At 38.6% G+C, this 26440-nt stretch carries 26 protein-coding genes; 12 read left to right on the top strand and 14 right to left on the bottom strand.

The window, feature by feature from the left end; all coding sequences use genetic code 11:
* Positions 1-9: 9 nt before the first annotated feature.
* Both gltX and PL9214_RS18140 read right to left on the bottom strand, forming a co-directional pair.
* Positions 10-1458 (bottom strand): glutamate--tRNA ligase, encoded by a 1449-nt coding sequence (gene gltX, locus PL9214_RS18145; RefSeq protein WP_072720181.1) that lies wholly within the window; start codon positions 1456-1458, stop codon positions 10-12.
* Positions 1459-1582: 124 nt separating this feature from the next.
* Positions 1583-2335, bottom strand: a complete 753-nt coding sequence (locus tag PL9214_RS18140; RefSeq protein WP_072720180.1) for a class I SAM-dependent methyltransferase — start codon at positions 2333-2335, stop codon at positions 1583-1585.
* Positions 2336-2576: 241 nt separating this feature from the next.
* Between PL9214_RS18140 and PL9214_RS18135 the strand changes: the two genes are divergently transcribed.
* The 3 genes from PL9214_RS18135 (at position 2577) to PL9214_RS18125 (ending at position 4152) form a co-directional block, all read left to right on the top strand.
* Entirely contained in the window at positions 2577-2906 is a 330-nt protein-coding gene (locus tag PL9214_RS18135) for a nucleoside triphosphate pyrophosphohydrolase (RefSeq protein WP_072720179.1), read from the top strand.
* A 71-nt stretch (positions 2907-2977) separates the two neighbouring features.
* On the top strand, positions 2978-3664 hold the full coding sequence (locus PL9214_RS18130) for a hypothetical protein (protein WP_139295102.1): 687 nt from the start codon (positions 2978-2980) through the stop codon (positions 3662-3664).
* A 17-nt stretch (positions 3665-3681) separates the two neighbouring features.
* On the top strand, positions 3682-4152 hold the full coding sequence (locus PL9214_RS18125) for a DNA phosphorothioation-associated protein 4 (RefSeq protein WP_072720177.1): 471 nt from the start codon (positions 3682-3684) through the stop codon (positions 4150-4152).
* Between the two features lie 148 nt (positions 4153-4300).
* On the opposite strand, the gene PL9214_RS18120 is transcribed toward PL9214_RS18125, so the two are convergent.
* Both PL9214_RS18120 and PL9214_RS18115 read right to left on the bottom strand, forming a co-directional pair.
* On the bottom strand, positions 4301-5326 hold the full coding sequence (locus PL9214_RS18120) for a long-chain acyl-[acyl-carrier-protein] reductase (RefSeq protein ID WP_072720176.1): 1026 nt from the start codon (positions 5324-5326) through the stop codon (positions 4301-4303).
* Positions 5327-5454: 128 nt separating this feature from the next.
* Positions 5455-6150 (bottom strand): aldehyde oxygenase (deformylating), encoded by a 696-nt coding sequence (locus tag PL9214_RS18115; RefSeq protein ID WP_072720175.1) that lies wholly within the window; start codon positions 6148-6150, stop codon positions 5455-5457.
* A gap of 277 nt (positions 6151-6427) precedes the next feature.
* On the opposite strand from PL9214_RS18115, the gene PL9214_RS18110 reads away from it, so the two are divergent.
* On the top strand, positions 6428-7243 hold the full coding sequence (locus tag PL9214_RS18110) for a carbohydrate ABC transporter permease (RefSeq protein WP_072720174.1): 816 nt from the start codon (positions 6428-6430) through the stop codon (positions 7241-7243).
* A 29-nt stretch (positions 7244-7272) separates the two neighbouring features.
* Here PL9214_RS18110 and PL9214_RS18105 read toward each other — a convergent pair whose 3' ends face one another.
* Both PL9214_RS18105 and PL9214_RS18100 read right to left on the bottom strand, forming a co-directional pair.
* Complete coding sequence (locus tag PL9214_RS18105; protein ID WP_072720173.1) at positions 7273-8490, bottom strand: alpha/beta hydrolase family protein; 1218 nt, start codon at positions 8488-8490, stop codon at positions 7273-7275.
* 64 nt (positions 8491-8554) lie between these two features.
* Entirely contained in the window at positions 8555-9487 is a 933-nt protein-coding gene (locus tag PL9214_RS18100) for a restriction endonuclease (RefSeq protein ID WP_245824286.1), read from the bottom strand.
* 78 nt (positions 9488-9565) lie between these two features.
* Here PL9214_RS18100 and PL9214_RS31370 point away from each other — a divergent pair, with 78 nt between their 5' ends.
* From PL9214_RS31370 to PL9214_RS18090, 3 genes are all read left to right on the top strand, one after another.
* Positions 9566-9724 carry a hypothetical protein gene (locus PL9214_RS31370; RefSeq protein ID WP_186440397.1) on the top strand — a complete coding sequence of 53 codons (159 nt, stop codon included), beginning with the start codon at positions 9566-9568 and terminating at the stop codon, positions 9722-9724.
* Positions 9725-9841: 117 nt separating this feature from the next.
* On the top strand, positions 9842-11245 hold the full coding sequence (locus PL9214_RS18095; protein WP_072720172.1) for an AAA family ATPase: 1404 nt from the start codon (positions 9842-9844) through the stop codon (positions 11243-11245).
* Positions 11246-11256: 11 nt separating this feature from the next.
* The gene (locus tag PL9214_RS18090; protein ID WP_072720171.1) at positions 11257-12033 is read left to right on the top strand and encodes an RloB family protein; all 777 of its coding nucleotides are present in this window, start codon (positions 11257-11259) and stop codon (positions 12031-12033) included.
* Between the two features lie 130 nt (positions 12034-12163).
* On the opposite strand, the gene ppsA is transcribed toward PL9214_RS18090, so the two are convergent.
* Positions 12164-14707 carry a phosphoenolpyruvate synthase gene (ppsA, locus tag PL9214_RS18085; protein WP_072720170.1) on the bottom strand — a complete coding sequence of 848 codons (2544 nt, stop codon included), beginning with the start codon at positions 14705-14707 and terminating at the stop codon, positions 12164-12166.
* Positions 14708-15132: 425 nt separating this feature from the next.
* On the opposite strand from ppsA, the gene PL9214_RS18080 reads away from it, so the two are divergent.
* A complete protein-coding gene (locus PL9214_RS18080) occupies positions 15133-15519 on the top strand; it encodes a winged helix-turn-helix transcriptional regulator (protein ID WP_072720453.1) in 387 nt (128 codons plus the stop codon).
* A 45-nt stretch (positions 15520-15564) separates the two neighbouring features.
* Here the strand turns inward: PL9214_RS18080 and PL9214_RS18075 are convergent, their stop codons facing one another.
* Positions 15565-16452 carry a carbohydrate ABC transporter permease gene (locus PL9214_RS18075; protein ID WP_072720169.1) on the bottom strand — a complete coding sequence of 296 codons (888 nt, stop codon included), beginning with the start codon at positions 16450-16452 and terminating at the stop codon, positions 15565-15567.
* A 161-nt stretch (positions 16453-16613) separates the two neighbouring features.
* Positions 16614-18083 (bottom strand): CIA30 family protein, encoded by a 1470-nt coding sequence (locus PL9214_RS18070; protein WP_072720168.1) that lies wholly within the window; start codon positions 18081-18083, stop codon positions 16614-16616.
* 207 nt (positions 18084-18290) lie between these two features.
* On the opposite strand from PL9214_RS18070, the gene PL9214_RS32735 reads away from it, so the two are divergent.
* The 3 genes from PL9214_RS32735 (at position 18291) to PL9214_RS18060 (ending at position 19470) form a co-directional block, all read left to right on the top strand.
* Positions 18291-18416 (top strand): hypothetical protein, encoded by a 126-nt coding sequence (locus PL9214_RS32735; RefSeq protein WP_281250340.1) that lies wholly within the window; start codon positions 18291-18293, stop codon positions 18414-18416.
* 207 nt (positions 18417-18623) lie between these two features.
* Entirely contained in the window at positions 18624-19001 is a 378-nt protein-coding gene (locus PL9214_RS18065) for a hypothetical protein (protein ID WP_083580076.1), read from the top strand.
* Between the two features lie 4 nt (positions 19002-19005).
* Positions 19006-19470, top strand: a complete 465-nt coding sequence (locus PL9214_RS18060) for a VOC family protein (RefSeq protein ID WP_072720167.1) — start codon at positions 19006-19008, stop codon at positions 19468-19470.
* A gap of 243 nt (positions 19471-19713) precedes the next feature.
* Here the strand turns inward: PL9214_RS18060 and PL9214_RS18055 are convergent, their stop codons facing one another.
* From PL9214_RS18055 to PL9214_RS18045, 3 genes are all read right to left on the bottom strand, one after another.
* On the bottom strand, positions 19714-20310 hold the full coding sequence (locus PL9214_RS18055) for a M23 family metallopeptidase (protein ID WP_072720166.1): 597 nt from the start codon (positions 20308-20310) through the stop codon (positions 19714-19716).
* A gap of 264 nt (positions 20311-20574) precedes the next feature.
* Complete coding sequence (locus PL9214_RS18050; protein ID WP_072720165.1) at positions 20575-21516, bottom strand: spermine/spermidine synthase domain-containing protein; 942 nt, start codon at positions 21514-21516, stop codon at positions 20575-20577.
* 106 nt (positions 21517-21622) lie between these two features.
* On the bottom strand, positions 21623-22963 hold the full coding sequence (locus PL9214_RS18045) for a bile acid:sodium symporter family protein (protein WP_186440396.1): 1341 nt from the start codon (positions 22961-22963) through the stop codon (positions 21623-21625).
* Positions 22964-23747: 784 nt separating this feature from the next.
* Between PL9214_RS18045 and PL9214_RS18040 the strand changes: the two genes are divergently transcribed.
* Positions 23748-24521, top strand: coding sequence for a class I SAM-dependent methyltransferase (locus PL9214_RS18040; protein WP_245824285.1), 774 nt, complete (start codon positions 23748-23750; stop codon positions 24519-24521).
* A gap of 140 nt (positions 24522-24661) precedes the next feature.
* Here PL9214_RS18040 and purC read toward each other — a convergent pair whose 3' ends face one another.
* Positions 24662-25393: a phosphoribosylaminoimidazolesuccinocarboxamide synthase gene (purC, locus tag PL9214_RS18035; RefSeq protein ID WP_072720162.1), complete on the bottom strand. Its 732-nt coding sequence runs from the start codon at positions 25391-25393 to the stop codon at positions 24662-24664.
* A gap of 96 nt (positions 25394-25489) precedes the next feature.
* Positions 25490-26371, bottom strand: a complete 882-nt coding sequence (gene folP, locus PL9214_RS18030; protein ID WP_072720451.1) for a dihydropteroate synthase — start codon at positions 26369-26371, stop codon at positions 25490-25492.
* Between the last annotated feature and the right edge of the window lie 69 nt (positions 26372-26440).

Below are 26440 nucleotides of genomic sequence, written 5' to 3'. Positions count from 1 at the left end.
TCGTTAAAATTAACCCTGTAAAACAGTTTGAAAACGAATTAAATCAATCCCTTTTTGATGGAACAGTAACCAAGATTCAATTAAATCTGGGCCGTGCATTGTTCCCATCAAAGCTGCTCTGAGCGATCGCATCACTAAACCTTTTTTGACGTTTGTTTCTTTCATCGCACTATTAATCATTGCTTTAGCAGCATCTGATGTTAAGGGTTGATCCCGTTGTTGGGTTATTTTATCCTGAATTGCCTGCACAATTGCGATCGCACCTTCTTGTTGTAATTGCATTTTTGCTTCTTCGTCTAACTCTACGGTTTGGGTAAAAAATAATTGACTCATTTCAACGGCATCTTTTAAGGTGGTTAAACTAGGGCCAATTAATGCCGTAAGCTGTTCTAACCAAGCTCGATCTGTATTCTGGTCAAATTGATAACCCGCTTCTTGCCAATAGGGAATTAATAAAGCTGTTAATTCGGGAATGGGCATTTTATGAAGATATTGGCTATTAATCCAATTCAATTTATCCCAATCAAATTTTGCTCCGGCTTTATTGACCCGTTCAAAACTAAAGTGTTTTGCGGCTTCTTCTAACGTAAATAATTCCTGAGTTGCATCGGGGGGAGTCCAACCCAATAACGTCATATAATTCGCTAACGCTTCGGGGGTATATCCCATTGTTTTAAAATCAGAAATCGAGGTAACGCCATCCCGTTTTGATAACTTACGCCCCTCAGCATTCAAAATTAATGGTGTATGACCAAATTCAGGAGTTGCTGCATTTAACGCTTCATAAAGTAAAATTTGTTTAGGCGTATTAGAAATATGATCTTCACCCCGAATAACCTGGGTAATTTTCATATCAATATCATCAACAACCACGACAAAATTATAAAGCGGTTGCCCAATTTCACCTTGATTAGAAGCTCTAGCAATCACCATATCTCCGCCTAAATCACTGCCTTTCCAAGTGACTTTTCCGCGTACTAAATCTGTCCAACTAATTTCTCGATCATCATCAATTTTAAAGCGAATTACCGCTTGACGACCTTCGGCTTCAAATTGTGCTTGCTGTTCGGGAGTCAGATGGCGATGACGGTTATCATAGCGAGGCGCTTCGTTATTAGCTTTTTGGGCTTCTCGCATGGCATCTAATTCTTCTGGGGTACAATAGCAACGATAAGCTAACCCTTTTTCCAATAAGGTTTGGATGGCTTGACGATATAAGTCTAAACGATCAGATTGATAAAATGGCCCTTCATCCCAGGTTAAGCCTAACCACGTTAACCCCGTGAGAATGTTTTCAGTATATTCAGGGCGAGACCGTTCTAAGTCAGTATCTTCAACCCGCAGAACAAATGTACCTCCTTGGTTACGCGCAAATAACCAGTTAAACACCGCAGTTCTAGCCGTTCCTATATGTAAATTCCCGGTTGGACTTGGGGCAAGACGAACTCTAACACTCATATCAATATCAATTTTAATTTAACAGGGGAGGATTGCCCCATCGGTTGTGAAAATACACAGATATTATAATTTTACCATTATTTAGTCCTCTCAGCGCAAAATTTTCTCCAAAGCGAGTTAAAGGTTAAGGTTTTTCAAACACTAAAAAATGTTGTTGAGGCAAAAAAGATCTAGTTTCTCGCCAGTTTAAACCAACGGCTTGCATTTCTTTTTTAACTTGTTTTTCTGACATTTTATGAAGTTCCTTAATTAAAATAAAAGGATTTTCTTTTCGATATTCTAATAATACCACTCGTCCGCCTGGTTTAAGGGCTTTTACAATGCCTTGCATCATTTCTTGGGGATATTGAAATTCATGATAAGCATCCACCATTAACACTAAATCAAGGGTAGATTCGGGTAAATTAGGATGATCAACTGTTCCTAATATGGGTTCTACATTTTGAATAGTTTCCTGATTTTTGACAAAATTAATTAACTCTAACATTTCGGGTTGTAGATCGACTGCATACACTTTTCCTTGGGGAACTAAGAAACTAATTCTAAAGGTAAAATATCCGGTTCCTGCGCCGATATCTGCCACAATATCCGTCGGTTTTAAATTTAAAGCTGCGATCGCTTGTTGAGGGCGTTCAGAGGTTTCTCGGCTGGGGCGTTCTAACCATCCTGCGCCTTCATGACCCATGACTTGAGCAATTTCCCGACCTAAATAAAATTTACCAATACCATCAGGATTGTGTAAAGTGCGATATTCGTAAACAGGAGTAACTTGAGTAGACGTTAACGCTAGGGTGGCATAGGGGTTAAGTAAATATCCTCCCAAAAACACCGCAACGCTACAAATAATAAAGGATAAATATTGATACACAGGTTTCATAGTAGTTTACATTCGATTTAAATTGTTGTTAAACTAGAAAGAATGGGTGCAATTGTTTAAATGGGTTTTGGGTGTTGGAGATCCCGTGGGAGAGATTAGGTTTTAGGAACTAGAAAATAATCAGGAATTGTTAATTTCTTAAATCCCACACCCGATACTTGATTTAATATTTGACAGGTTGACAGGCAAGATGCCTGTTCCATTGAGCTAAAACCCCCATATTTTATAGGAGAATTATACCTTGCGTCGAGACTATAACAAATTAGTGCGTGATCGCATTCCTGAACTGATTCAAAAATCAGGGTATCAGTGTGATATTACCACATTATCGGAAACTGAATATCGTCAAGCTTTACGCGATAAAATTCTGGAAGAAGCTCAAGAAGTTGTCCAAGCTTCTGATCAGGAATTAGTTCAGGAATTAGCAGATTTATTAGAGGTAGTAGAAGCTTTAATGGAAAGTTACGGGATTGAAAATGAACGAATTTTATTAGAACGAGATCATAAACGGGCAGAAAAAGGAGGCTTTGAACACAAAATTAAATTACTCTGGACAGAAGCCATCGCCTAAATTTGAAAAGACTCTTGACTTTCAATTCCAGAAAAATCATCCGAAAAAACAACAGGTTAGGATTCTGGGTTTTGACTGATGTACTCTTGCAAAAAAATGCGGTATTATCAGGAAAACGTCAATTTCAATTGATTCAAGATCGGTTAATGTTTACTTATTATTCCCTACCCTGGTTAAAAGCTTCCTATACCTTACCTGTTGTTTATTCCCAACTGGTTGGGTGGTCAATGGTGTATCCTTCGATCTATGCCAGCGAACTCTGGAAAGCTTATTGGAAATCGAATTTATCTCCAAAATCTTCTCCCTCTACCTCCGAAGAGGAACCCGTTGTTACCCTAATTGCAGAGGAGATAGCCAAAACAGCAGTCGTAGTTGAACCGATTGTTATTGTTCCCCAAGCGGAAGCAGAAGTTTCCCTGATCTTAGAACAACGTAACACTGTTGAGGAAAAACCCTTGACCCTATTAACAGTTGAAGTGGTAGAAAGTCCTGCGATTTCAACAGAAACCTCACCTCCATCTTTTCCGATTTCGCCTCGACAAAAATCAGAAAATCGCAAACGAGTGATCAAATTATTACAGTCTTTTTCTATTACTCAATTAAACGATATCAACCGTTTAACCTTAGACCGAACAAAATCTTTAGCAAAAGCGTTGGGAATTCCTCAAAGTATTCAAGGAGAAAAGAAAAAAATGGCGGTTCTCAAGGATGAAGTCAAACAAAAATTACAGGATTCTGCTTTATTAACTCATGATTAATCTTAACTCTAACCGTCATGGCAGTAACCCGAATTAGAATTGCGAAAGATAAAGCAGAATTAGTGCGGTCGCTGACAGAAATTGAAGGCAAAACAGGGCCGTTTCAAACCTATGCTGATGTTATCGCTTTTGCTGCATTATTAGGAAAACGACGAAAAAAACGAATTCCAGTTGATGGACTTTCTAAACGTGATCCAGGGCCGATTTCAATGGAAGTTTTTATTTCCAGGGGATATGATGCTATGATTAAATTAGTGGCGATCGCCGAAACCCAAAACCCTAAAATTTTATCTCCCTTTGAACTCGAAGCCGAAGAACAACGAGCATTAATTTTTGAAGAATATGCCAATGGCGGGTTAGAAATATTACGAGAGGAATGTCGAGGGACAGTTGATTATTCAGATCGATTATTATTAATTTTAATGGCTGAACGCGATCGCCCATGTCAACCGGAAGGTGAATTTGATTTAAGTCGTTTCCTCGGTTAAATTTCTGTATTAAGATAGATGGAAAATTTATTGATAATTGATGATTAATATTGGTGTCTGTTTATAGGGAAAAGTTTAGCTTGCTTATAAACCCTTAAGATTAAAAGTTGATAAGCAAGACCTGAAAAGCTTTAAACGTCCCAACCCCTTACAAAGGTAAAGCTAAAGGTTTAAATCCATGTTTGACAGAAACGTTGCCAATGTGTTCCATTTTTTCCAGCGTAATTTGATTTCGACCCCAAGAAAAATTGGTGTAAATTTTTTCAAATTCCAATAACATTGATTCGGCAAAACAGGCAAACAGTTGACGACCGGGTAACTTCATATTGACAATTTTCATAATTTTCCAGTCAATATCAAGGGAGTGTTCAACAATTCCACCATCTAAAATGTAAATTTCAGGATGTTGAATTTTTGTGGCTAAATTCTTAGGATAGCCGCCGTCAATTAGCAAACAAGGTTTCTTCAACGTATTCGGGTCAATTTCTACCCCTTTGGGCATACTGGCAACCCAAACAATAATATCGGCTTGAGGTAAGGCTTCTTCTAACCCCATAATTTTTCCCCGTCCTAATTCTTCCTGTAAAGCATTTAGGCGTTCCTTATCACGGGCAATTAATAACAATTCTCCGGCTTCTGTCAGACGGTTAAGCCAACGACAAACCGCACTGCCAATATCTCCAGTCGCACCACAAATCGCAACGGTTGCTTTGGCTAAATTAATCCCTAACTTTGTCGCTTCATTTTCAACCTGACGACAGATAATATAAGCAGTGTGGGTATTTCCCGTGGTAAACCGTTCAAACTCTAACTTAATATTACGAACTTCCTTAATTTGTTCTAAGTTAAAATTTTCAAAAATAATCGAGGAAAATCCCCCTAAAGCCGTGATATTAATACCATTTTTTTGAGCATGAGCCATGGCATTAATGATTTTGCGAGTCGCCGATTTAATCCGACGGCTGGCTAACATTTCCGGTAAAAAGCAAGATTCCACATATTTACCTTCAATGATTTGGCCGGTAATACTCGTGACTTTAATATCATCAACGATTTGAGGCGGGGCGCTACACCAAAAATCTAACCCTTGGTCAGCATATTCAGGATATCCTAAATCTCTGGCTACGGCTTGGGCGTGTTCTAGGCTTGTAAGATGACCGATTAAACCAAACATGATTCAACTGTAGATTTTAAGATAGATTTTAGATTTTAGCGTCAGAAGCCGCAGACTGGTGGACAACCGTTCTCCGCTTCCAGTCTGCCAATGCTCCCATCAATTTACTCTAAAATCCAAAGGGTATTTTAGGCTGCGGTTAGACCGTAGGCGGACATCCGCATAATATCGCGGGTTGAAAATCCGATATTGCTTAGAGCTTCCCCATAAGCAATCATAAAATCTTCAACTAAGGCCTCTTTTTCCATGCCCAGAATATGAGCATCATCGGCCACTTGGTTGAGCATTCTCCAAATAATCGGAAGATTTTGGCGGTTGGCTTCTTCCAGTTCCGCTTTGGAGGCTTCAAAATTCGCTTTTAGCCATTCTTCCCCAAAGTTGAGGTGCAGATACTCATCTTTAACCACCCCTTCGGTAATTTTGCGGGCAAAATCATCCGCAACGGGGATGTAAATGTTGTAAGCTGCGATCGCAAAGCATTCAATAATTAAAGATTGAATCAGCAAGCAGGTGACCAGTTTACCTTCTGTGGCTGCATCCTTAAAATTTTGGTGCAAGGAAGAAAAGAACTCACGAGCAAATTCCATGTCCGGTGTCACGGCTAAATTCCGACCACAGGATTGAAACCCTTTCTGATGGCGCATTTCCATTTTAGCCAAACGCGCTAAATTTTCTTGATGCTCTGGTAACATTTCACCCAGCTTGATGTAATTGTCGTAAGCTTCCTGTTCCCCTTCAATCACAATGGCATTAATCCGGCTGTAAGCATCCTTATAGGTTTCCGATTGGAAGTCAATCGCTGGAATAGCTTCAAGCTGTGGCATAGATTTACAATCTCCTCATCGCAAATGAGTTATTATAGCTAGTTTACAAACTCCCTACCCCTTGTTGGGGCAACCTTAAGATAGGGTTGGAGAGTCGATTTTTTGAGAAACTACTTAATTAAGCTTATAGCGATTCTCGCACAAAACCCGCGTCTTTTCAGCGTGGGATATCGTTCCCCCTCAAATTGATTGATGTTTTTCTCAATCTGGGATGATCTTTGATGCAAAATTAAGAGGGAGAGTGGATATCATTAGGATTAGAACCCATTACAGGCTTATGAAAACAGCAATTGAACGGGAAAAAATATTAGTGGGATTGAGTTGGGGTCTGTTGTTGATGGGGGCTGGGGTTGTATTATTACCCTTATTGGTGGTGTTGCTGACTTCCTTCTCAACTCCCAACGCTGTTGGCGAAACTCAGTTCAGCGTTGCTAACTATCAGCAAGCTTGGCATCGAGGGAACTTTCTGTTAGCGTTTGCCAATTCGACGTTAGTAGCTTTAGGAGTAACGGCATTTCAAGTGATCACTTCGGCTTTAGCCGGATACGCCTTAGCTCGATTACAGTTCCCCGGACGACAAACTCTATTATTGCTCGTTCTGGCAACGCTGGTGATTCCCTTTCAGTTATTGGTAATTCCGATTTTTTTAGTGTTGAAGTGGGGACATCTGCTCAATACCTATTGGGCTTTAATTTTACCAACGGCTGTGAATGGCTTTGGAATTTTCCTTCTGCGTCAATATTTCCTGACAATTCCGGTGGAGTTAGAAGAATCTGCGGCTTTAGATGGAGCTAATCGATGGCAGATTTTATGGCAAATCATGTTACCTTTAGCTCAACCTGCCCTAGTGACGTTATTTTTATTTACCTTTATTGGGGAATGGAATGATTTATTTAAACCTCTGGTATTTACCACTAAACCCCAATTAAAAACCGTGCAGTTAGTTTTAGCGGAATTTCAAGAACAATTTACCAGCAGTTGGCAATTATTAATGGCGGCGGTTGTCATTTCTTCAATTCCTGTAATTGTATTATTTTTAATCGGGCAAAAACAATTTATTCGAGGGATTGCCACAACTGGGATTAAGAATTAAGCAATAGTTTAGAAGCGATATGATATCCATTAACGGTTTATCATCAAACCCTTGATTAACTCTAGTTTTTCCATTAACCCTTCTTGATCTATCCAACCCACATAGCCACCGAATTGCAGTTCATTATCACTATCTAAGACATAAACATGATGCACGTTAATAGCATTAATATATAAATAAATTTTACCACTTTTATCAGGAAATTGCAAATAAAGATCTCCCTTCCGAATATTCTTGCTATGATAATTGAGCTTTATTCCCATAACTTCGTCGGATATAGGGGTCATCCCCTTAACTTGAGATAAATGGTGAATTACGGTTTTTAATAAATTTTGAAAAATCACTTTTCGTTGATTCAAAATATTATTAGTAATTAATCGAGCAGTTTGAGGACAATTCCAATAACTCTTATGGGCATCACTGGAACCCAAAACCATTGCTAATTCATTTTGACCTAAACTTCTAGCTGTTTTTTCAGCTAAGTTAACATCCTCTAATAAATACTCATCTTCAAACTTTAGATAACTATTTTCATCCAAATGTAAACTCGCTTTTAAGGGATAAGCAATTAAGTCCGAAGCATGAATTAAATTGAGCCATCTTAAAGGCTGTTCAGAAGAATAGGAATGAGCCAATTGATTAACTTTTTCTGGACGTACATCTAACATCATATTAATCAATAAAATGGGCGAACCCATAATCGTGATACTCTTCAAATTAACCTGATGTTTAAGTTTTACATCTGTCTGATTTTCCAATTCTCGAATCATAGCTCGAATCGATAAAGCGGGGTCTTTCGCTGAAAATCGATCTGAAAATAAAACATCCCATAGAATTACAGTTCCTAACGAATGGGCAACAATATGAAGTTCAGAATCATCAGGATTTTGCTTAATAAAATTATAGAGTTGTTGCGCGATTGTTTTACGAATTTCTCGACCCTTATCAAGATTCATATAGGTAAAGAAATCTCCCAGAAATTGAGAAAATAAACCTTCTCTAAACGGTCTATATCGAAAAATCTCTTCAGTATCAATTTTAGGATATTTCTTTTTAACGGCTGCTAAATCTTCATCAATACCATTCCATATTTTCCCCATATCCGTTAAGGCAGAACCCCAAAAACCAGCGTAAAAATGAGGATTCTTTTCTTCCCGGTGACTAAATTCTGTTTTGATCAGTTGTTGTAAATTTGATGAGTAGCAAGCATCTCTTGTGGCGACACCATGAATAAAAAATACAAGCATAATCGAGAATTGGTAAAGTGTTTAATGACTCAAAAAACAATTATTGCTAACTATAGTATAGCAATTATAAATGATTAAACCAATTTTGATCAATTTCAACGACTTCAATCATTTTTGTTTCGACTCCTAAATTCAAATCTTTGAGAATTTGACAAAGTTGTTCCCCATCAATTAAATCCAATACAGGCGCACCGTCACGGGTTGCTTCTTGTTTGGCTGAACTGGTAAAAGTTCCTGTGGTTAGAAATAAACCTTTATCGGTTCTTCCTACCATAGCACCTCGGAAATCTCGAATTTCAGAAGGGCCAACAGAACCTTTATAACGTTTACATTGAAAGAAGACTTGAAAACTCAATAGGGCAATTTTTAAGACTCCAATTCCATCAATTCCCCCATCTCCTTTTCTTCCGATTACTTCAACTTTAATAAAGCCGGATTCTCTTAAAATTCGTTGACATAACCGTTCAAAACTATCAGGATGAATTTGTTGTAAAATTTCTAATAATTTTTCTATCCAAATATCTGAATTAGCAGGAATTTGATCCTGATCTGAAATAGATTCTATTGTTTCAATTGTAGGTTGTGGTAATAAATTAATATCTTCAACAGATTCAGAAATAACCTTTTCAGTTTTTTTTCGGGTTGTTTGATTGACAAATCTATTAATTTCTTTAGGATTAATAACTTGCAGATTTCTACCTTTCTCCGTGAGTGACCATACTCCTCGTCCTACACTTTCTAAAACTCCATATACTTTTAAATAAGTTCTCACCCAACCTAAACGATAGTCAATTTCTGTCTGTGGCCCTTGTTTATGTAAAATGCTCTGTTGTTGTTCTGAAAAACTTTGAATTTGACAGACTTGATCATGAATTTCTTGCACCGTTCCTGACCCTCCTAAAGATTTAAGAGCTTTAATCGTGGGTTCAAATAAATCGTTATGAGAGGGAATATTTAAGGATTGATTCATTGTTTGAGAAGTTGCGATCGCACTCATTTAATAACTTTCAATAATATGATCTAGCTTAACATTTTTCTCAACTATAAAATTAGGCTGTAGAAAAATTATAGCTTGATGCAATCAGATCAAACTGCTACGCTACATTATAAGTTAGCGGTATCTATCCTGAAGCTTAAGTTAGGTTATAAGGTCAAAATTCTAACAGGAGATGAGGAATTACAATCTTATGAACCTGCTAAATCTCCCTTAATTCCTCAGCGTAAGCAAAAGTAACCGTTTCCCTGTTCAAAATGTGGAAATCGGGTTGACACTTGTGAGCTAATAAGCTATCTTTATATTTAAAGTTGAATCCTCTAGGATTTTACTTTAAATATAATTAAAAATAAAACAATGTTAATTCGGTTTACTGTAGAAAATTTTCTATCCTTTAATGAAAGAACTGAATTTACGATGATTGCTTCTCCTGACGACAATCATCCTGATCATGTTGTTCAAGAGGATAACAAAAAATCTATTAGATTATTAAGAACTTCTTTAATTTATGGAGCTAGTAATTCTGGTAAATCTAACTTGATTAAAGCGATGAAATTTGCTCAAGATTTTATTGTAGATGGTGTTGATAAAAATAAAAATATAAAAGTTAGTCCATTTAAACGTGATCAAGATTCTTTAAAAAAGCCATCTCGGTTTGAATTTGAGTTTAGACATGATAAAAAACAGTATGCTTACGGATTTATCATTGATGCTACTCAAGTTTATGAAGAATGGTTATTTGAAATAGGTATTAATCAAGAAAAAAGCATTTATGAAAGAAATGGTAATGATTATCAATTCAACTTTAAACATTCTCTATTTAATAAAATAGAAGGTGAAGAAGAAAGCAGAATTAAATATGAATCTAAAAGTACGAGAGAAAATTTATTATTCTTAACTAATTCTAAAGAGCGGAGTATTACATATTTTGAAAATATTTATAATTGGTTCTCAAAGGTATTAACAATTTTATTCCCTGAAAGTAAATCTTTTGCACTTCCGTTACTGTTAAAGGACAATGAAAAATTATTGAACCAAGGTTTTTTTAAAAAATTTAATAAATTATTACAATCTTTGGATTTAGGAATAGAAAGAGTAGATATTAATGAGATTGATTTAGAAAAGTATGAGAGAATTCCACTAGAAGTTAAAGAAATGATTCAAGAAGAATTCCCTTATCATGATGAAACAGCTAATGCAATATTTGTTTTATCGAGAAATAAAGGGAGCAGTTTAATGATTCGATCTATTCCAGGTTCAAAAGCTTTAAAAGTTATGAAATTGGTTATAATTAAGTATGATAAAAATAAAAAAGAAGTTTTGTTTGAAATTGAAGAAGAATCAGATGGAACCCAAAGAATTATAGATTTAATCCCAATGTTAATTAAACTGTCTCAAGGCGATGCTGTTTTTGTGATTGATGAAATAGAAAGAAGCCTTCATGTATTGTTAGCACGGAAAATATTTGAGATTTTTCTCAATTTTGAAATAGAGAATCAAAATCAAAATGATAAATTGCATAATAGCCAATTAATTGCTACAACACATCAAGCTATTCTTTTGGATATTAAAGAACTTTTTAGAAAGGATGAAATTTGGTTTATTGAACAAGATAAACATGGACAATCAATTGCCTATTCTCTTGCAAACACCCAGGTAGAAAATTTAGATTTAGCTAAAGGTTATATTAACGGTCGGTTTGGAGCTATCCATTCTTTCCCAGAGATTAAAAATGATGAAGAACCAGTTTTGGCTAAATAAGGGATAAACGAATGCCTAGAGAAAGAAATGATTATCAACGAATAGTCCAAGATATTTCAGATGAGTGCAAGGATGGTAAGTGGAAAATTTATGTTATTGCAGCAGAAGGTGACAAGACAGAATATTTTTATTTTAAAGAACTCATTCAACAATACTGTTTACAGTTAAACAGAAAGAATATTAAGTTAAAATATCTTGATAAAACCTATTCTGGAGACTCTTCTCCTGCTGCTGTTTATGCACAATTAAAGCAATGTTATGATGAGCTAGTTAAAAAATATGATATCCAAGAGTATGATGAATTATGGATGATTATTGATACAGATGATTATAATAACCGTAAAGTTAAAATTCAGCAATTAATAGAACTCTGTCACGACAACACAAATTTTAAAATGGGATTGAGTAACCCTTGCTTTGAACTTTGGTTAATTCTCCATTTTGTAGATGCTGATACTCAATTGGGGAAAAGTAATAATTCCCAAAAATCTAAAACTAATAAAAAACGGAAAGTCAAACAACCTACAATCAGGGAATCCATTGAAAATGAAGGAATCAAAGGTAGACCTAAACTTTGTAAGAGGGTTCTTGATGATATCCACCCAGATAAATCTAAATCTAATTACTATAAAGAATTTATTAAAGGTAAGTATCTAGTTGCTGCAATTGAACGAGCTAGAAAACTAGGAGAGTGCCAGCCTACTGATGAGGATTTTCCTCAAAGAATCGGTACAATGGTTTATAAACTTTTAGAACAGTTTTCAGAATTATTTGAACAATTAGATTAAAGCTTCCATCCATTTATTCCGAACTCCAATAAATAAAGGGTACAGCATCGCCATACCCTCATTATTTTAATCCTTAAAATTCAGCAAACTATCCCTGTAGAGACGTTGTATACAACGTCTCTACGACTATTTATTTGGCTTTGGCAACGTCCATGACTTCATCTAACAACGTGCCAGATTCTTCCATTTTGCCAATATCCAGAATCGTTTTAATCACAGAGTCGGGGTTCAAACTCATGGAGTCAATTCCCAATTCCACTAAGAAGCGGGCAAACTCTGGATAATCGCTGGGGGCTTGACCACAAATCCCAATCTTGCGACCATATTTTTTAGCCGCTTTAATGGCAATCGTGACCATCCGCCGGACAGCTTCGTTGCGTTCATCGAAGATATGGGCAACTAAAGCCGAGTCACGGTCTAACCCTAACGTTAATTGGGTTAAGTCATTAGACCCAATGGAGAATCCATCAAACACTTGGGCGAATTCATCGGCGAAAATCACGTTACTGGGCAATTCGCACATCACATAGACTTGCAGCCCATTTTCACCCCGTTTCAGACCGTGTTTTTCCATTTCCGCTAACACTTTGCGACCTTCATCGGGAGTGCGACAGAAAGGAATCATCGGAACCACGTTAGTTAAGCCCATTTCGTCCCGAACCCGTTTCAGGGCGACACATTCTAACCCATAAGCTTCGCGGTAGTTGGGGTCATAGTAACGAGACGCACCCCGCCAGCCAATCATCGGGTTTTCTTCTTTCGGTTCAAACTGACGACCGCCTAACAAGTTGGCATATTCGTTGCTCTTGAAGTCGGACATCCGTACAATCACAGGATTGGGATAGAACGCCGCCGCAATCATGCCGATACCATGAGCCAGTTTATCCACAAAGAAGTCGGGTTTATTGGGATAAAGTTTGGTCAGGTCGGCAATTTCCCGTTTGACTAATTCGTCTTCGAGTTGGTCAAATTTCAACAATGCTAACGGGTGGGCTTTAATATGGTTGGCAATAATAAACTCAAGCCGCGCTAACCCCACACCATCGCAAGGAATACTGGATAAGCCAAAGGCTTCTTCCGGGTTCCCGACGTTCATTAAAATTTTCGTCCGCGTTTTCGGCAGATTATCCAGGACGGTTTCTTGAACTTCAAAGGGAACTAAGCCTTCATAAACGCGACCTTCTTCTCCTTCGGAACAGGAAACGGTAATTTCTTGTCCGTTTTTAATCACAGAGGTGGCATCCCCGCAACCGACAATGGCTGGAATTCCCATTTCACGGGCGATAATGGCGGCGTGGCACGTCCGTCCCCCAGCGTTGGTAACAATAGCGCTGGATTTCTTCATAATCGGTTCCCAGTCGGGGTCAGTCTTATTGGTGACTAACACTTCACCCGCTTGGAATTCATCAATTTTATGAACATCCAAAATCACTCGCGCTTTCCCTTGACCAATCATTTCGCCCACGGCGCGACCCCGTGACAGCACGTTACTGGTTCCTTTGAGTTTGAAGTTTTTCAGAACGGAACCGGATTTTTGCGATTGTACCGTTTCAGGACGAGCTTGGACGATGAATAATTGTCCGGTAATACCATCTTTTGCCCATTCAATATCCATCGGAGTGTAAGTACCCCGAACTTGCGAATAGTGGTTTTCAATAATACAAGCCCACTTCGCTAATTGCAGAATTTCATCGTCGTTAATACAATATTTTTCCCGCTCAGATTGAGGAACAGAGACGTTTTTCGTCAGTTTAGAACCGCCGATGTCATAGACCATCTTCAGTTCTTTAGTTCCTAAGCGTTTTTCTAAAATTGGACGGAAGCCTTGTAATAAAGTCGGTTTGAACACGAAATATTCATCGGGGTTAACCGCACCTTGAACAACGTTTTCTCCTAACCCATAGGCGGCTGTTACTAACGCGGCATTTTTGAATCCGGTTTCGGTATCAATGGAGAACATCACCCCAGAACTGGCGAGGTCAGACCGCACCATTTTTTGTACACCAACGGAGAGAGCTACGTTAAAATGATCAAAGCCTTTAATCGTCCGATAGGAAATTGCCCGGTCGGTGAAAATCGAAGCAAAGCATTTATGGCAGGATTCTAATACGCCTTCTTCGCCATAAACGTTTAAATAAGTTTCTTGTTGTCCGGCAAAACTAGCATCGGGTAAGTCTTCAGCCGTCGCGGAGGAACGAACAGCAACGTCTACATCGTTGGCATAACGTTTGCATTCTTCCTTATATTCTTCGCCAAATTGGTTGCAAAAATCCCCATCTGTACTGTAGCGTTCACAAAGTTTTTTATAAGCGCTGGTAATCGCTTCTTCTAAGTCGGCTGGAAACGGAGTGTCAAGGATTAATGAACGAGCTTGTTTGCCGCGTTGCCGCAAATTCGGCATATCCTCAACGTCGAGGTCTGCAAATAGTTCTCGTAGTTTTTTCTCTAAACCCGCAGACTCAATAAAATAACGATAAGCATAAGCAGTAGTCGCAAATCCATTGGGAACATTTACACCTTGGCGGGTGAGTTCTTGAATCATTTCGCCCAAAGATGCGTTTTTCCCACCGACTAACGGAATATCAGAAATTCCAACTTCATCAAACCAAAGTACAAAAGCTTTTTCTTTGGCTTCTGAATTTACTGTTCCCGTCGTTGCATAAGCGTCAACCATTTTTAAATTCCTCCAATTGGAATGACTGTTTTGTTAGAATTCAGTCAATCTTTATTGTTTATTTAAGTTCAAACTTAGGTCAGAATGTATTTATTTTTACCCGTACATTCTGAGTTAACTGGCTCTAAATCACTCGATACTCAATATGAATGTTTAGAACTTCTGAATCTTGAATCGGTGAACTTGGCAGTTCTTAAGATTTTTTTCCGTTTTTTCTCTCTAGGTGTGAACTTTCGGTCTCAACTGAGGGTTTGTTTTCCCTCTATCTCAAAGCGTACTACTTTCTATCGTGATTTCAATATAGGTTCCTTTAGCTCACATAGTTACCAAAAGTAAAAGATAGTTGCCATCTGGGAATTATAGGCTATTCTTAAAAAAGATTGAATCCTCAAGGCTCTTGGGATTAATGTTAACAAATGTTGCAAATGAATGTTACCCCTTGTCTCGAAAAACCAGATTTCGGTTCTGCAAGCTCCCAGAATAAAAATACTTGCCCGATTCAATATATTGTGCAAATCATCAGCAGCAAATGGTCAGTCTCAATTTTGCGGGAGTTACTAATCAGGAATTGTCGTACCCATGAATTTTTAGAGGCTTTACCCGGAATAAGTACGAAAACCTTGACAATTCGCCTCCGAGAATTAGAAAAATATGGTATTATTGAAAGGAAGGTCTATGCAGAAATACCCCCTCATGTTGAATATTCCTTAACCGATAAAGGCCGACAACTGCAACCTGTATTAATAGCTTTAAAACAAGCTGGAGAACAATTATTACAGCAAGAACCCTGTCACTGTTCCATCAAGCTTTAAAATCGGTGTCGGGTGTTGGCTGTCGGGTACCGAGTACCGAGTCTGTTACAGCAACGGACTATTGCTGTTAACAGTCTCGCTAAACCGTTCAATCCCTAATCGTAAAATTGATAATCCTAAAACGATTAAAAATAAAATTAATCCAATGGTACAAGCATAACCAAATTCTAATTGTTGGAAGCCTTGTTCATACAAATAATAAACAATCGTTTTAGAACTATTTCTTGGCCCTCCTTGGGTCATAATATACACTTCTTCAAACACTTTCGTTGAGGATATTGCTGAAATGACCCCCACTAAAACCATGTAAGGTTTCATTAAAGGTAAGGTAATATCCCAATGTTTTTTTAACCCATCAGAACCGTCAATCGTTGCGGCTTCATACAGTTCTAATGGAATTCCTTGTAATCCTGCTAAATAAATCACCATATAATAGCCTAAGCCTTTCCAAATCGTCACCGCCATCACACTAAACAAGGCGACATGGGGACTGGTTAACCAAGGAATAGGAGGAAAAGAAATAGCATTTAAAAGTTGATTTAAAAACCCATTTTCTGCATATAACCATTTCCACGCAATACCCGCCACCACCATTGAAATCACGACCGGAACATAATAGGCGGTTCTAAAGCCATTAATTCCGCGTAATTTTTGATTCACTAAAATCGCTAAAGCCAAGGGTGCAAAAACTAAAATCGGAACAACGATGATTAAATAAAGCAAGGTATTCTTTAAGGTTTCCCAAAATACCTCATCTGTCCATAACTGTTGAAAATTCTTTAACCCGACCCATTCTGGCGGTGTAAGTAAGTCATAACTAAACAAACTTAAATAAAATGCTTGTAACGCTGGCCAAAATACGGTTAAGGTCAGCATTAATAAAGCAGGAAATAAAAATAAATAAGGCGTTAAAACGGATTTAAACTTTAGCATATAGTACGGAACAGACAAGAGATTAGGTTTCCAGAAGCAGTTTAAATCTTTATTAGCTTCATGTCAAAATATAATTTGATTTTAAGTGCTACGCATTACAGTGGTAGAGACGCGCCATGGCGCGTCTCTACCAAATCCTGAAACTCATTCCCTATTCCCTATTAATCAGATTTAAGTTGAGAAAATAACTCATCCCAATTTTTTGATGCTGGACTATCCAGTTCTGCTTTAACTTCAAAAGTCGTATTACAAGCTTTCGGTTGAGTTAAAGCTTGGATACATAATTCAGCAATATCCTCTCGACTGACTTGTCCTTTAATTGTGTCTCCTTTGTCAACTATTAACGCAGAACCTCCGGGTTGTTCTGTTAATGCACAGGGACGAATAATTGTATAGGGAATACCACTAGAACGAATCACCTCTTCTCCCCGTAATTTCCAGGTTAAAATCCCCCCTAATTGTTCATTTAAACGCACCGCCGGAGGTTCTTCTTCTAAATTTAATCCGGGTTTTCCTGGACGAGTTACCCCCGCCGAGCTCACCTGAACAAATCGAGGTAAAACGGTTCCACCGTAGGCCTTAATCGATTCAATTTCTAATTGAAAAAGTCCGGGTTCAAATTTGGGATTTAATGCGCCATCATATTCAAATTTACTCAACATTAATTGTAAGGAAAATACCTGACTGGCATTAAAAGGTTTTCCTTCATTTAAAGTTTTAGCACGAAACACCGGAATTAATTTATCAAAAGGAATCCGAATGGTAATAGGAATATTGTACACCGTATCAAACGAATAACAATATCCTACACTATCCCAACCTTCATTACAGCGAATAATAAATTTATAGCGTTTTCCATCGCCTTTAACCCGTAATTCAATCCCTTGATAATCATATAAATTTAAAGGAGGTTCAAAATTGCGGGTTCGCACGGAAACAAACCCCCCAGAATTCGCTGTTGAAACATATCCTGTAAACAATGCGCCATCTGGTGTTAACTTTAACGAACTTTCACTAATACCCCCCATGACAATATCATCTAATGCCCCCCAAATTTCCTTAACATCTTCAGCAGGTTGGGTAAAATCAAACAAAATTTTATCCCCAGCATTTCTCAGGGTTCTAGGTACTGCATTAATTAAATTTTGAATGCCTTTATATTCCACTAATTCCGGTACATCAACCACTTCCGGCATATAAAACTTAATTCCCTGATAATATTTTTCGCGGTTCGGCGTATCTCCTTCAACGGGTTGGACTTTTGTACCACTACAACAAATAATCCCATTAATATCTTGAAAGACAGCAGGCGTTAAGGTTTCAGGAAGGGTTAAATCTGCTTCAATTAATTCTACCGAATTTCCTAAGATTGTTCTTCCTCTTTTAGCATCCCGAACTAAACAACGCACTTTAATGCCTTGTTGTTGTAACCGTTGAACCACTCGTTTTCCCACTCCCCCCGTGGCACCCACGACTAATATAATATTGGGTTTTTCTTGCCGTTTTTTTGCCCCTCCCCCTAATAAATTTTGTATCCAGTTAATATTGCCAATAAAGGGAATAACCTTAAAATAAGCCAGGGTTTTCAGGAACCGACCCCCATCCCATTGTCCTTTTTGTGGTTCTGTCATTGCCTTCTCCGTATAATTTTGTTAAGGAACTGGTGTTATAGATTAAGATATGTAACAAATTTAATGGTAACAGAAGAAAGCCAAAGTTGCTCAAGGTCTTTGAAAAGGGGAACTAAAGCGGGTACATAGCCAAAATGAGAATAACGAGCTTCACCTTCCCCAAGAATAAACATCTGTGTTAAGGTATCTCTTGAATAAATTTAGCCAATGACAATGGAAAGTATAGATTTAGAAACAGCGATCCCCGTTGGACTTGCTTTATTGATTATTATTGGTAGTTTCTTAATGATGTTTACCAATTTTTGGACAACCGCTTTAAAAAACAAGAAATAGTCAACCATAGACATTAAGGAGGAGGACAGAAATTAATCTCCAAAAACTCATTTCATCAATCATTTGATAGAAATTGTGACGGTTCTGTAAAATCAAAAGGAACAGAATATTTCACAAATTCAATAAAGACGCTATAGTGTAGAAGCCCAAAACAGAAAAATTATTCAATTCCCGATCTCAAACAGCAGAAAAAGAAGAGTTTTGATCATGATGGATTTCACAACAATTGCTGAGTTCTCTCGAAATAACTGTTTAGGAATTTGTGCTTTTTTAGTGCCGTTTAATTTACTGGCTACCTTACAAACCCTAATTTTTATCGGTTTAAATCGTCCTCCATCTCAAATTTTGTTAATTTCTGGGTTTGCTAGTTTATATTCAGGATTGATGGTACTGCACGTTTTCACCTGGTTTATGATTGGTGTCGTGATGATTCCTACCTATGTTTTATTACTCTTGGGAACAACGTGTTTAATTATTAATATTTGGGCAGTTCAATTTCCTAAAAGTTTAAGATATATTATTGGACAAATCGTTTTATGGGTTCAAAAAATTATGGGTAGAATTCAAACTGTAGCCTTCAATTAAATTCATGGAATCTACGCCAACCCTATACCCCAAAATCTTACCCCCAGGACTTCTCCGCCGCGTTCATCATCTTGCATTAAATGTTGTTGACTTACAAAAATCTCGCGATTTTTATGGTACAATATTAGGGTTACATGAATTAGTTGGGGATGAAGTTCCCAGTACCTTAAAAGGTCTTGTTGAAACGGGAAAAGTCGCTAATTTTATTACCCCTGACGGGACAGTCATTGATTTATTTGCTGAACCGGATTTAAACCCCCCTGATCCTGATCCCAAAAAAGCGTTTACCCGTGTGAATCATTTAGCCTTTGATATTCCAGCAGAATTTTTTGAGCAAGCGGTAGAAGTCTTGCAGTCAAATTCTATTCTCATTGATCATGGCCCCGTCACCCGACCCACTGGACGTGGCATTTATTTCTATGACCCCGATGGTTTTATGATCGAGATACGTTGTGATCCTTCATCCTAACCCCAAAATTTGGTAGAATCCGTCTTGTCAGAGCAAATTGATTCGCTGAAAAAAGAATCCCCAGCCCAGTACATAGCTTGGCGGGGGAGTGTCAAAAATACCGTTGTTGTTGCGATTTGAATAACCTAAACGCCGTTTTCTTAATCTGCCTGCGGGTATAAATTTTCAAATCTCACAATTTTATTGTATCAAACATAACGCGATTTTTTTACAAAACTTCACTAAGTCCCTGAAACCATCTCCTTAACTGCCTCTGGCTTGTTGAATTTGTTGATTGTACATTGAGCGTAACACACGAGCGGGATCAACCCAACGGCCACTATATTTGACACCCCAATGAAGGTGAGGGCCTGTTGTCCGTCCCGTCATTCCCACTCTGGCAATTCTCGTCCCCGAAGGAACTTGCTGACCTTCCCAAAGTTGAATACCCCCTTCTCGGTCAATAAAATAAGTTCCTTGACTGGTTTTTTCCACAGTCCCTTGAACGTGACAATAAATATGTTCCCATTGGCCAGACTGAATGGCAATCCCGTTACCACAACGACCATCTTGCCACACTTCCACAACCGTTCCTTGCCACCAATTGCGAATATAACTGCCTTCAGGGGCTGCCAAATCTAAACCATAGTGAAACCCTTCCCCCCGATAGCCAAAAGGAGAGGTATATTCTTGAAAATTTTCAACGGGAAACGATGCTCCTGACCAGTTTAAACCCGTTGCTACTTCAGTCGGTTGAGCTTTGGCGAACTGTTGTTTCCATCCCAACCCTACCAAACTCACACCCATTAATCCCGCTAATAACAGAAGTGTGTGGGGACGCAAGAATTTAGATTTTGTCATTCAGGTTTGACTCCTCAATCACCAAGAAGGGTTTATTAATCGGATTTTGCCTAATTTTTCCACTCAAAAAAACACTATCTCAGGGTGTTCACTAAAACTCAACTTAAATACTTTATACAACAGATGCTCCCTGGTTCTAAGCTCACTGAGAACATTTGCCGAGGGTTCAGGGTGTATTGTACTAGATTTTGGTTAAAGTTCGTCAATAGAATCAGGAGACAGGAGGACAACGAGAAGAGCCCTCCTGTTTCCTTGTATCATTGATTAAGCATTGGCTCCTTTGCCAAAGAATTTCGGAGGTTCAGCTAAAGTATAAATTTCTGTTTCAGAGGCGATCGCATCGCGTAAATGTTTGGGTACTTGTAACATTCCTAACATCGTTGTCCCATCAAACATCCGTAATCCTCCGATGGTTTGGTCTTGCAACAGTTGATCCACCGTGTCGGGGTCAGGACGGGTATTAATCGGTTGGTTAGAAACGATAATGAAACTCCAGGGACTTCCGTAGGTGGAAATATAACTGGTATAAGAGTGAACCTGGGGAAATACCGTTTTCAGAGTATTCACCAAACGAACGTGCAGTTTCATTTCATTGGGGGAAACCGGGCCAGCTTGAATCACCCCATAACCATCGGGAGTTAAAATTTGCTGAATTTTTTCAAAATATTCTTTGGTAAATAATTTGAAGGATGGCCCCTCTTCAATGGGATCGGATAAATCCGAAATCACAATATCCCATTTTTCCTGAGTCTGCTCTAAAAAGTCAATCGCATCCCCGATAATCAGTTGGGTGCGGGGATCATCAAAAGCATTTTGGTGCATTTCTGGCAGATGTTGTTTACAGGCTTCCACCACATCTCCATCCAGGTCAATCATGGCAACACATTCAATAGTTTTCCAACGTAAAACCTCTCGAATCGTTGCCCCTTCTCCTCCCCCCAAAACCGCAACTTTTTTGGGAGAACCGTGATAGACCGAAGCGACATGAACTAAGGGTTCGTGATAGAGAAATTCATCTCCCGTACAAGATTGCCATTTACCATCGAGAACCAAGGCTTTTCCATAAGCACCCGTTTCCACAACATACATATCTTGATACGGGGTTTTTTTATACGCTAATACTTGGGTAATTCCATGTACATAAATATCCCAAGGTGTGATATACTCGCTTACCCAAAAATCAGCTTTTAGTTCACTACCCGACATAATCACTTCTCCTGGAAATATACAGATCCAATGTTCTAGGGTAGAACATTCTGGAGCTACCACAAAATATTAAATGTCCCTTAACTGAAGCTTAATTTTATTGTCTCTAATTCTTAACCATTGTTCGTTTACGCCAAGCTGTATAAGGAATGGAAACAATCGCAGCAATTAAGGCATAGGTAATCAGCGTATCGATAATGCCACTTTTGATAAAATCTAAATTGGGGAAATTCAAGCTAACCAGTAGAACCGCTAAACCCGCATTCCGAGTTGCGGTTGCATAAGCTAGAACTGTTCTTGTTTCCGGTTTCGGCCCACCCAAAACATGACCACAGACCAGCGAAGCAATCGAGAGCAAACCCATTACCAAGTAAGCAATAAATCCGGCATTGAGAACTTTTTCTAGGCTGACGGCGAGCAGGATAATTAGAGCCAGCAAAAGCATCAATTTGGCAATTTTGTTGACGGGTTCTACCCAATCTTCTGCTAACTGGGGTACATATTGAGCCAGTAAAACGCCGATTCCCATGGGTAACACCTGAGCAAACAACACTTGGTTAGCAATGTCTTGTGGGGATAACCAGGCTTGATTCGGATAGAACTGACTCAGAATAGCAGCCGTTAAGGGGATACTAACAATGGCTAGAACGCACACCGTAAACTGTAAACTAGCAATAAACTTTGGCTGTCCCCCAGCTTTTATACTCTTAAAGGGAATCATGGGCGCACCGGGACAGGCTATCATTGCCCCAATACCAATGCGTTGTGCCACGGTTAAACCCGGAATGAATACGGTTAAGGCTCCCAATAATGGCACTGCAATTAACACCGAGAGTAGCGATCGCAACAGGAGAGACGGTTGCTTCCAGATCCAGACGACATCCTCAATTTTCCAATGAATTGCCATAGAAAACATCAGAACAAAGAGGGTTAATTTGGCATAATTAATAAATATTGTCTTGATCAGGGCAACGGTGGGATTGACAGATACAGTTTGGTCAGAGACACCGGGGACTTTTTGAGCAACTTCAACCTGATTACTTCCTTGGCGATAGACCACTGTTCCCCCCTTGACAATAGTTAACTCTGAAGAACCCAACGGACTAATCAACACGATATATTGTTGATTACCGATCACAGCAACGTATTTAATCGGATCTTTTGTAGGGTTTTTAGCCAGAGTAATAGAAACAGGTATTTTTTTAAGGGTTAGGGTTTTGTTTTCCTTGTCATAGATATTGACATAAGCTTTATTTTCTTCTCGAAATACTCTCACCACATAACGGTCATTTTGAAACAATAAAGCTGTATCTGAGGTAGGAATCTGAGGCGACGCACTTGGGGGCAGTTGATCGGAAGTTGGTGCTGGAGACTGGGCGATCAATTCCTGAGAATAGGCATTCTGAGTAATGGCAGAGGATGTGAGTGTCCCTGAGTACAGGGTCACTGCCAAGATCAGTGTAAACAGGGCAAGAAAACGGATCAGAAAAACCGGACGAGAAACTCTTTTAGAAATAAGAGGGGATTTCCATAAAAACATAAATTTAGCTGTCCTGGGTACTGAGGATCAAAAGTAACTGCTGGTACAAGTGTCGGGATAATAAATTCTGAAAACCTTGATGGAGTTAGATTATAGCTTTAATATTATCAGCCCTATTAGCAAGAGAACGCCAAAATCCTCACATTCAGTACGCAAGAGGTTCATCTCAGTATGACAGTTTGTCCTATTTCTTCTACAAACTATTTCCTTTTAAAATTGCATCCTTCTTAGGGCTTAATAGGGTTTCCCCTATGTAAAGTAAAAATGTGTTTACGACAGATTTGTTTAACTCAAATTTGTGAACAGCAAGCTTTATCATATTGAGTTTATTTTGTCAATTCTAATTAACCCTAAAAAAAACTATCCCCTCGGTAATAACCGTTTCCTGAGACTGTTAAAGACTTTTATAAAAGTAAAATAAGGGGTTGAGTAAATCTCTATCTTTAACTAGATGAAATAAGGGTTCAGAGACGGTATAAAAAGATTCCTATTTTCCCATCCCAAGGAGGTCAAAAGACCCTTTTATCGGTAGAATCTACCTTTGGGGGTCAGTATAAATTCTCCCTCTTGAAATAAGTCTAAACTTTCCTTAATTTTTAGCAAATCATGAACAGAATGTTGCATACTAAAAAGTGACAAACAAATTCTGCCTGACTGCCTAATGAACACTAAGACCGTAAACTATGCTCCTATGGCTCCTGTGCCTCATTGGGATGCAAAACTCTACGACAGTCATCATAGCTTTGTCTCTAACTTAGCCGTAGATCTATTGGAATTGCTTGATCCCCGTATAGGAGAGCAGATTCTTGATCTCGGTTGTGGCACAGGTCATCTGAGCTATAAAATTACAAACACTGGGGCTGAAGTGATCGGAATTGACAAGGCTTCAACGATGATTAAACGCGCTAGTCAAACTTACCCCGGTCTAAATTTTTTAGTGGCAGATGGAGCTAACTTAACCTGGACTGAACAGTTTGATGCAGTTTTCTCGAATGCAGTTTTACATTGGATTCAACAACCTGAAAAAGTTGTGGATGGGGTTTGGCGTGTCTTAAAACCCGGCGGGCGTTTTGTTGCAGAATTTGGAGGCAAAGGGAATATTGATACCATTATTGCCGCAATTTATGCAGCGTTAGATGCGGCTGGATATCCTCAAAACAAAACCTTAAATCCTTGGTATTTTCCGAGTATTGCTGAATATGGAATGCTTTTAGAATCACAAGGCTTTCAACTCAAGTCAGCAACATTAATGGAACGTCCAACTCCATTAAATGATGGAGACAAAGGGTTAAGAAATTGGCTGAAGATGTTTGCCGGAAATTTCTTTGAGGGGATTCCCCTTTCTAAACAACTAAATATTATTACTGATATCGAAACTCGCTTGCGCCCCAAATTATTCAAGAATGGCTCTTGGATTGCGGACTATAAGCGGATTCGCATTGTCGCCACTAAAAATAAGGAGTGAACCCCATTAGCGATTGCTGAAGAACAGGGAAGTTGATGGTTAAGTGTTAACTGTTGATCAAAAGAGGAGTCAGGGGTCAACAGTTAACACTTTGGCGTGATCTTAGTCGAACTCTGTCTCTCCTCTTCTCCCTTTTAAGATCAGTTGGGTGTATGTTCTAAAACCCGTTTAAGAACTTGTTGATAGGCAGATTCAACATTTCCTAAATCTCGACGAAAACGGTCTTTATCCAAAACTCGACGGTCGGGGTCTGTTTCCGATTGATCCCATAATCGACAGGTATCAGGACTAATTTCATCGGCCAGTACCAGTTGACCATCCGAGGTCATCCCAAATTCTAATTTAAAATCAACTAACGTAATCCCACATTCATTAAAAAAGTCAGAGAGAAGTTGATTAATTAGTAAGGATAACTGGGTGATTTGTTCTAATTGCTTTGGCGTTGCTAACTTCATTAATAACAGGCGTTCATGAGTTAATAACGGATCACCTAATTCATCATTTTTATAGCAAAATTCTACTATTGGCGGTTCAATCACTGTCCCAACAGCAATTCCAGTTTGTTTACATAAACTTCCCGCCGCTATATTCCGAACAATGACTTCTACTGGAACAATGTTTACCCGTTTCACCCGCATTTCATTAGGTGCAGGACAATCAATATAATGGGTGGGAACGCCTTGAGCTTCTAACTGTTGAAACAGATGGCTAGAAATAGCGGTGTTAATTTCCCCTTTGCCTCGAATTGTCCCACGTTTTTGGGCATTAAAAGCCGTGGCATCATCTTTGAAGTAGGCGAGTAAGATTTCCGGGTCATCCGTTGCATAGATAATTTTTGCTTTGCCTTCGTAAAGCTTTTCAGGAGTAGACATAGAAATATGGAGTTTAAACGTTAAATACGGCTTATTGATAAATCAGATCTACCTTAATTTTAACCGAGATAGCTACTTTTGCTGTGATAATAATTCCTACTCTTTTTCAAGACTCACCCGATAAATGGCATCAGCAACTCGACTGACATCTACCATTTCTTTAACGTCATGAACTCGTAAAATATCCGCAGAATTCCCAATAGCTGCCACACAAGTTGCCGCCGTTCCCCAAACCCGTTGTTTCGGGTCAGGTTGGTTTAAAAGATGACCAATAAAACTTTTGCGAGACGTTCCCACTAAAATGGGACAATCGAGCGATCGCAACTGGGTTAAATTTCTCAATATTTTTAAATTTTGGACACCGGTTTTAGCAAAACCAATTCCCGGATCAATGATAATATAATCTCTAGGGATTCCTTGATGAATAGCAGCTTGAATTCGTTCTTCTAAAAATTGTCTTAATTCTCCGATTAAATCCTGATAATCCGTTAAAGTTTGCATCGTTTTCGGTGTTCCTCGAAGGTGCATTAAAATAATAGGAACGTTTAATTGAGCCACCACCGACAACATCTTCGGATCAAACATTGCACCCGAAATATCATTAATCAGATCTCCTCCGGCTTGAACGGCTGCTTGAGCAACTTGGGAGGAAGTTGTATCAACAGAAATGGGAATATTAGCTAACAGTTCATCCGAACTCTTTCTAATCGCTTGAATCAGGGGAATTACACGGTTTAATTCTTCCTTTAAACTAACAGTTTCCGCACCGGGTCGAGTAGATTGTCCGCCAATATCAATGATATCCACTCCGGCTTCCACCATTTTTTGCGCTTGGTTGAAAGCCATCTCTAAACTATTAAAATCTCCCCCATCACTAAAACTATCTGGGGTAATATTCAAAACCCCCATAATATAAGTTCGCTTCCCCCATTGAAAACAAGTTTCTCTAAGGGTTAAAGGGTTAAGAACAGCCGTCATAATTTTTATAATAGAGAATAGGGAACAGGGAACAGGGAACAGAGGGGAAAAGGAAATGGGGAATAGGCA

Origin of the sequence: Planktothrix tepida PCC 9214 (assembly GCF_900009145.1) — a bacterium.
GTDB classification, from domain to species: domain Bacteria; phylum Cyanobacteriota; class Cyanobacteriia; order Cyanobacteriales; family Microcoleaceae; genus Planktothrix; species Planktothrix tepida.
The sequence above is the reverse complement of the archived record's forward strand: the minus strand, read 5'-3'. Positions and strand labels throughout refer to the sequence as shown.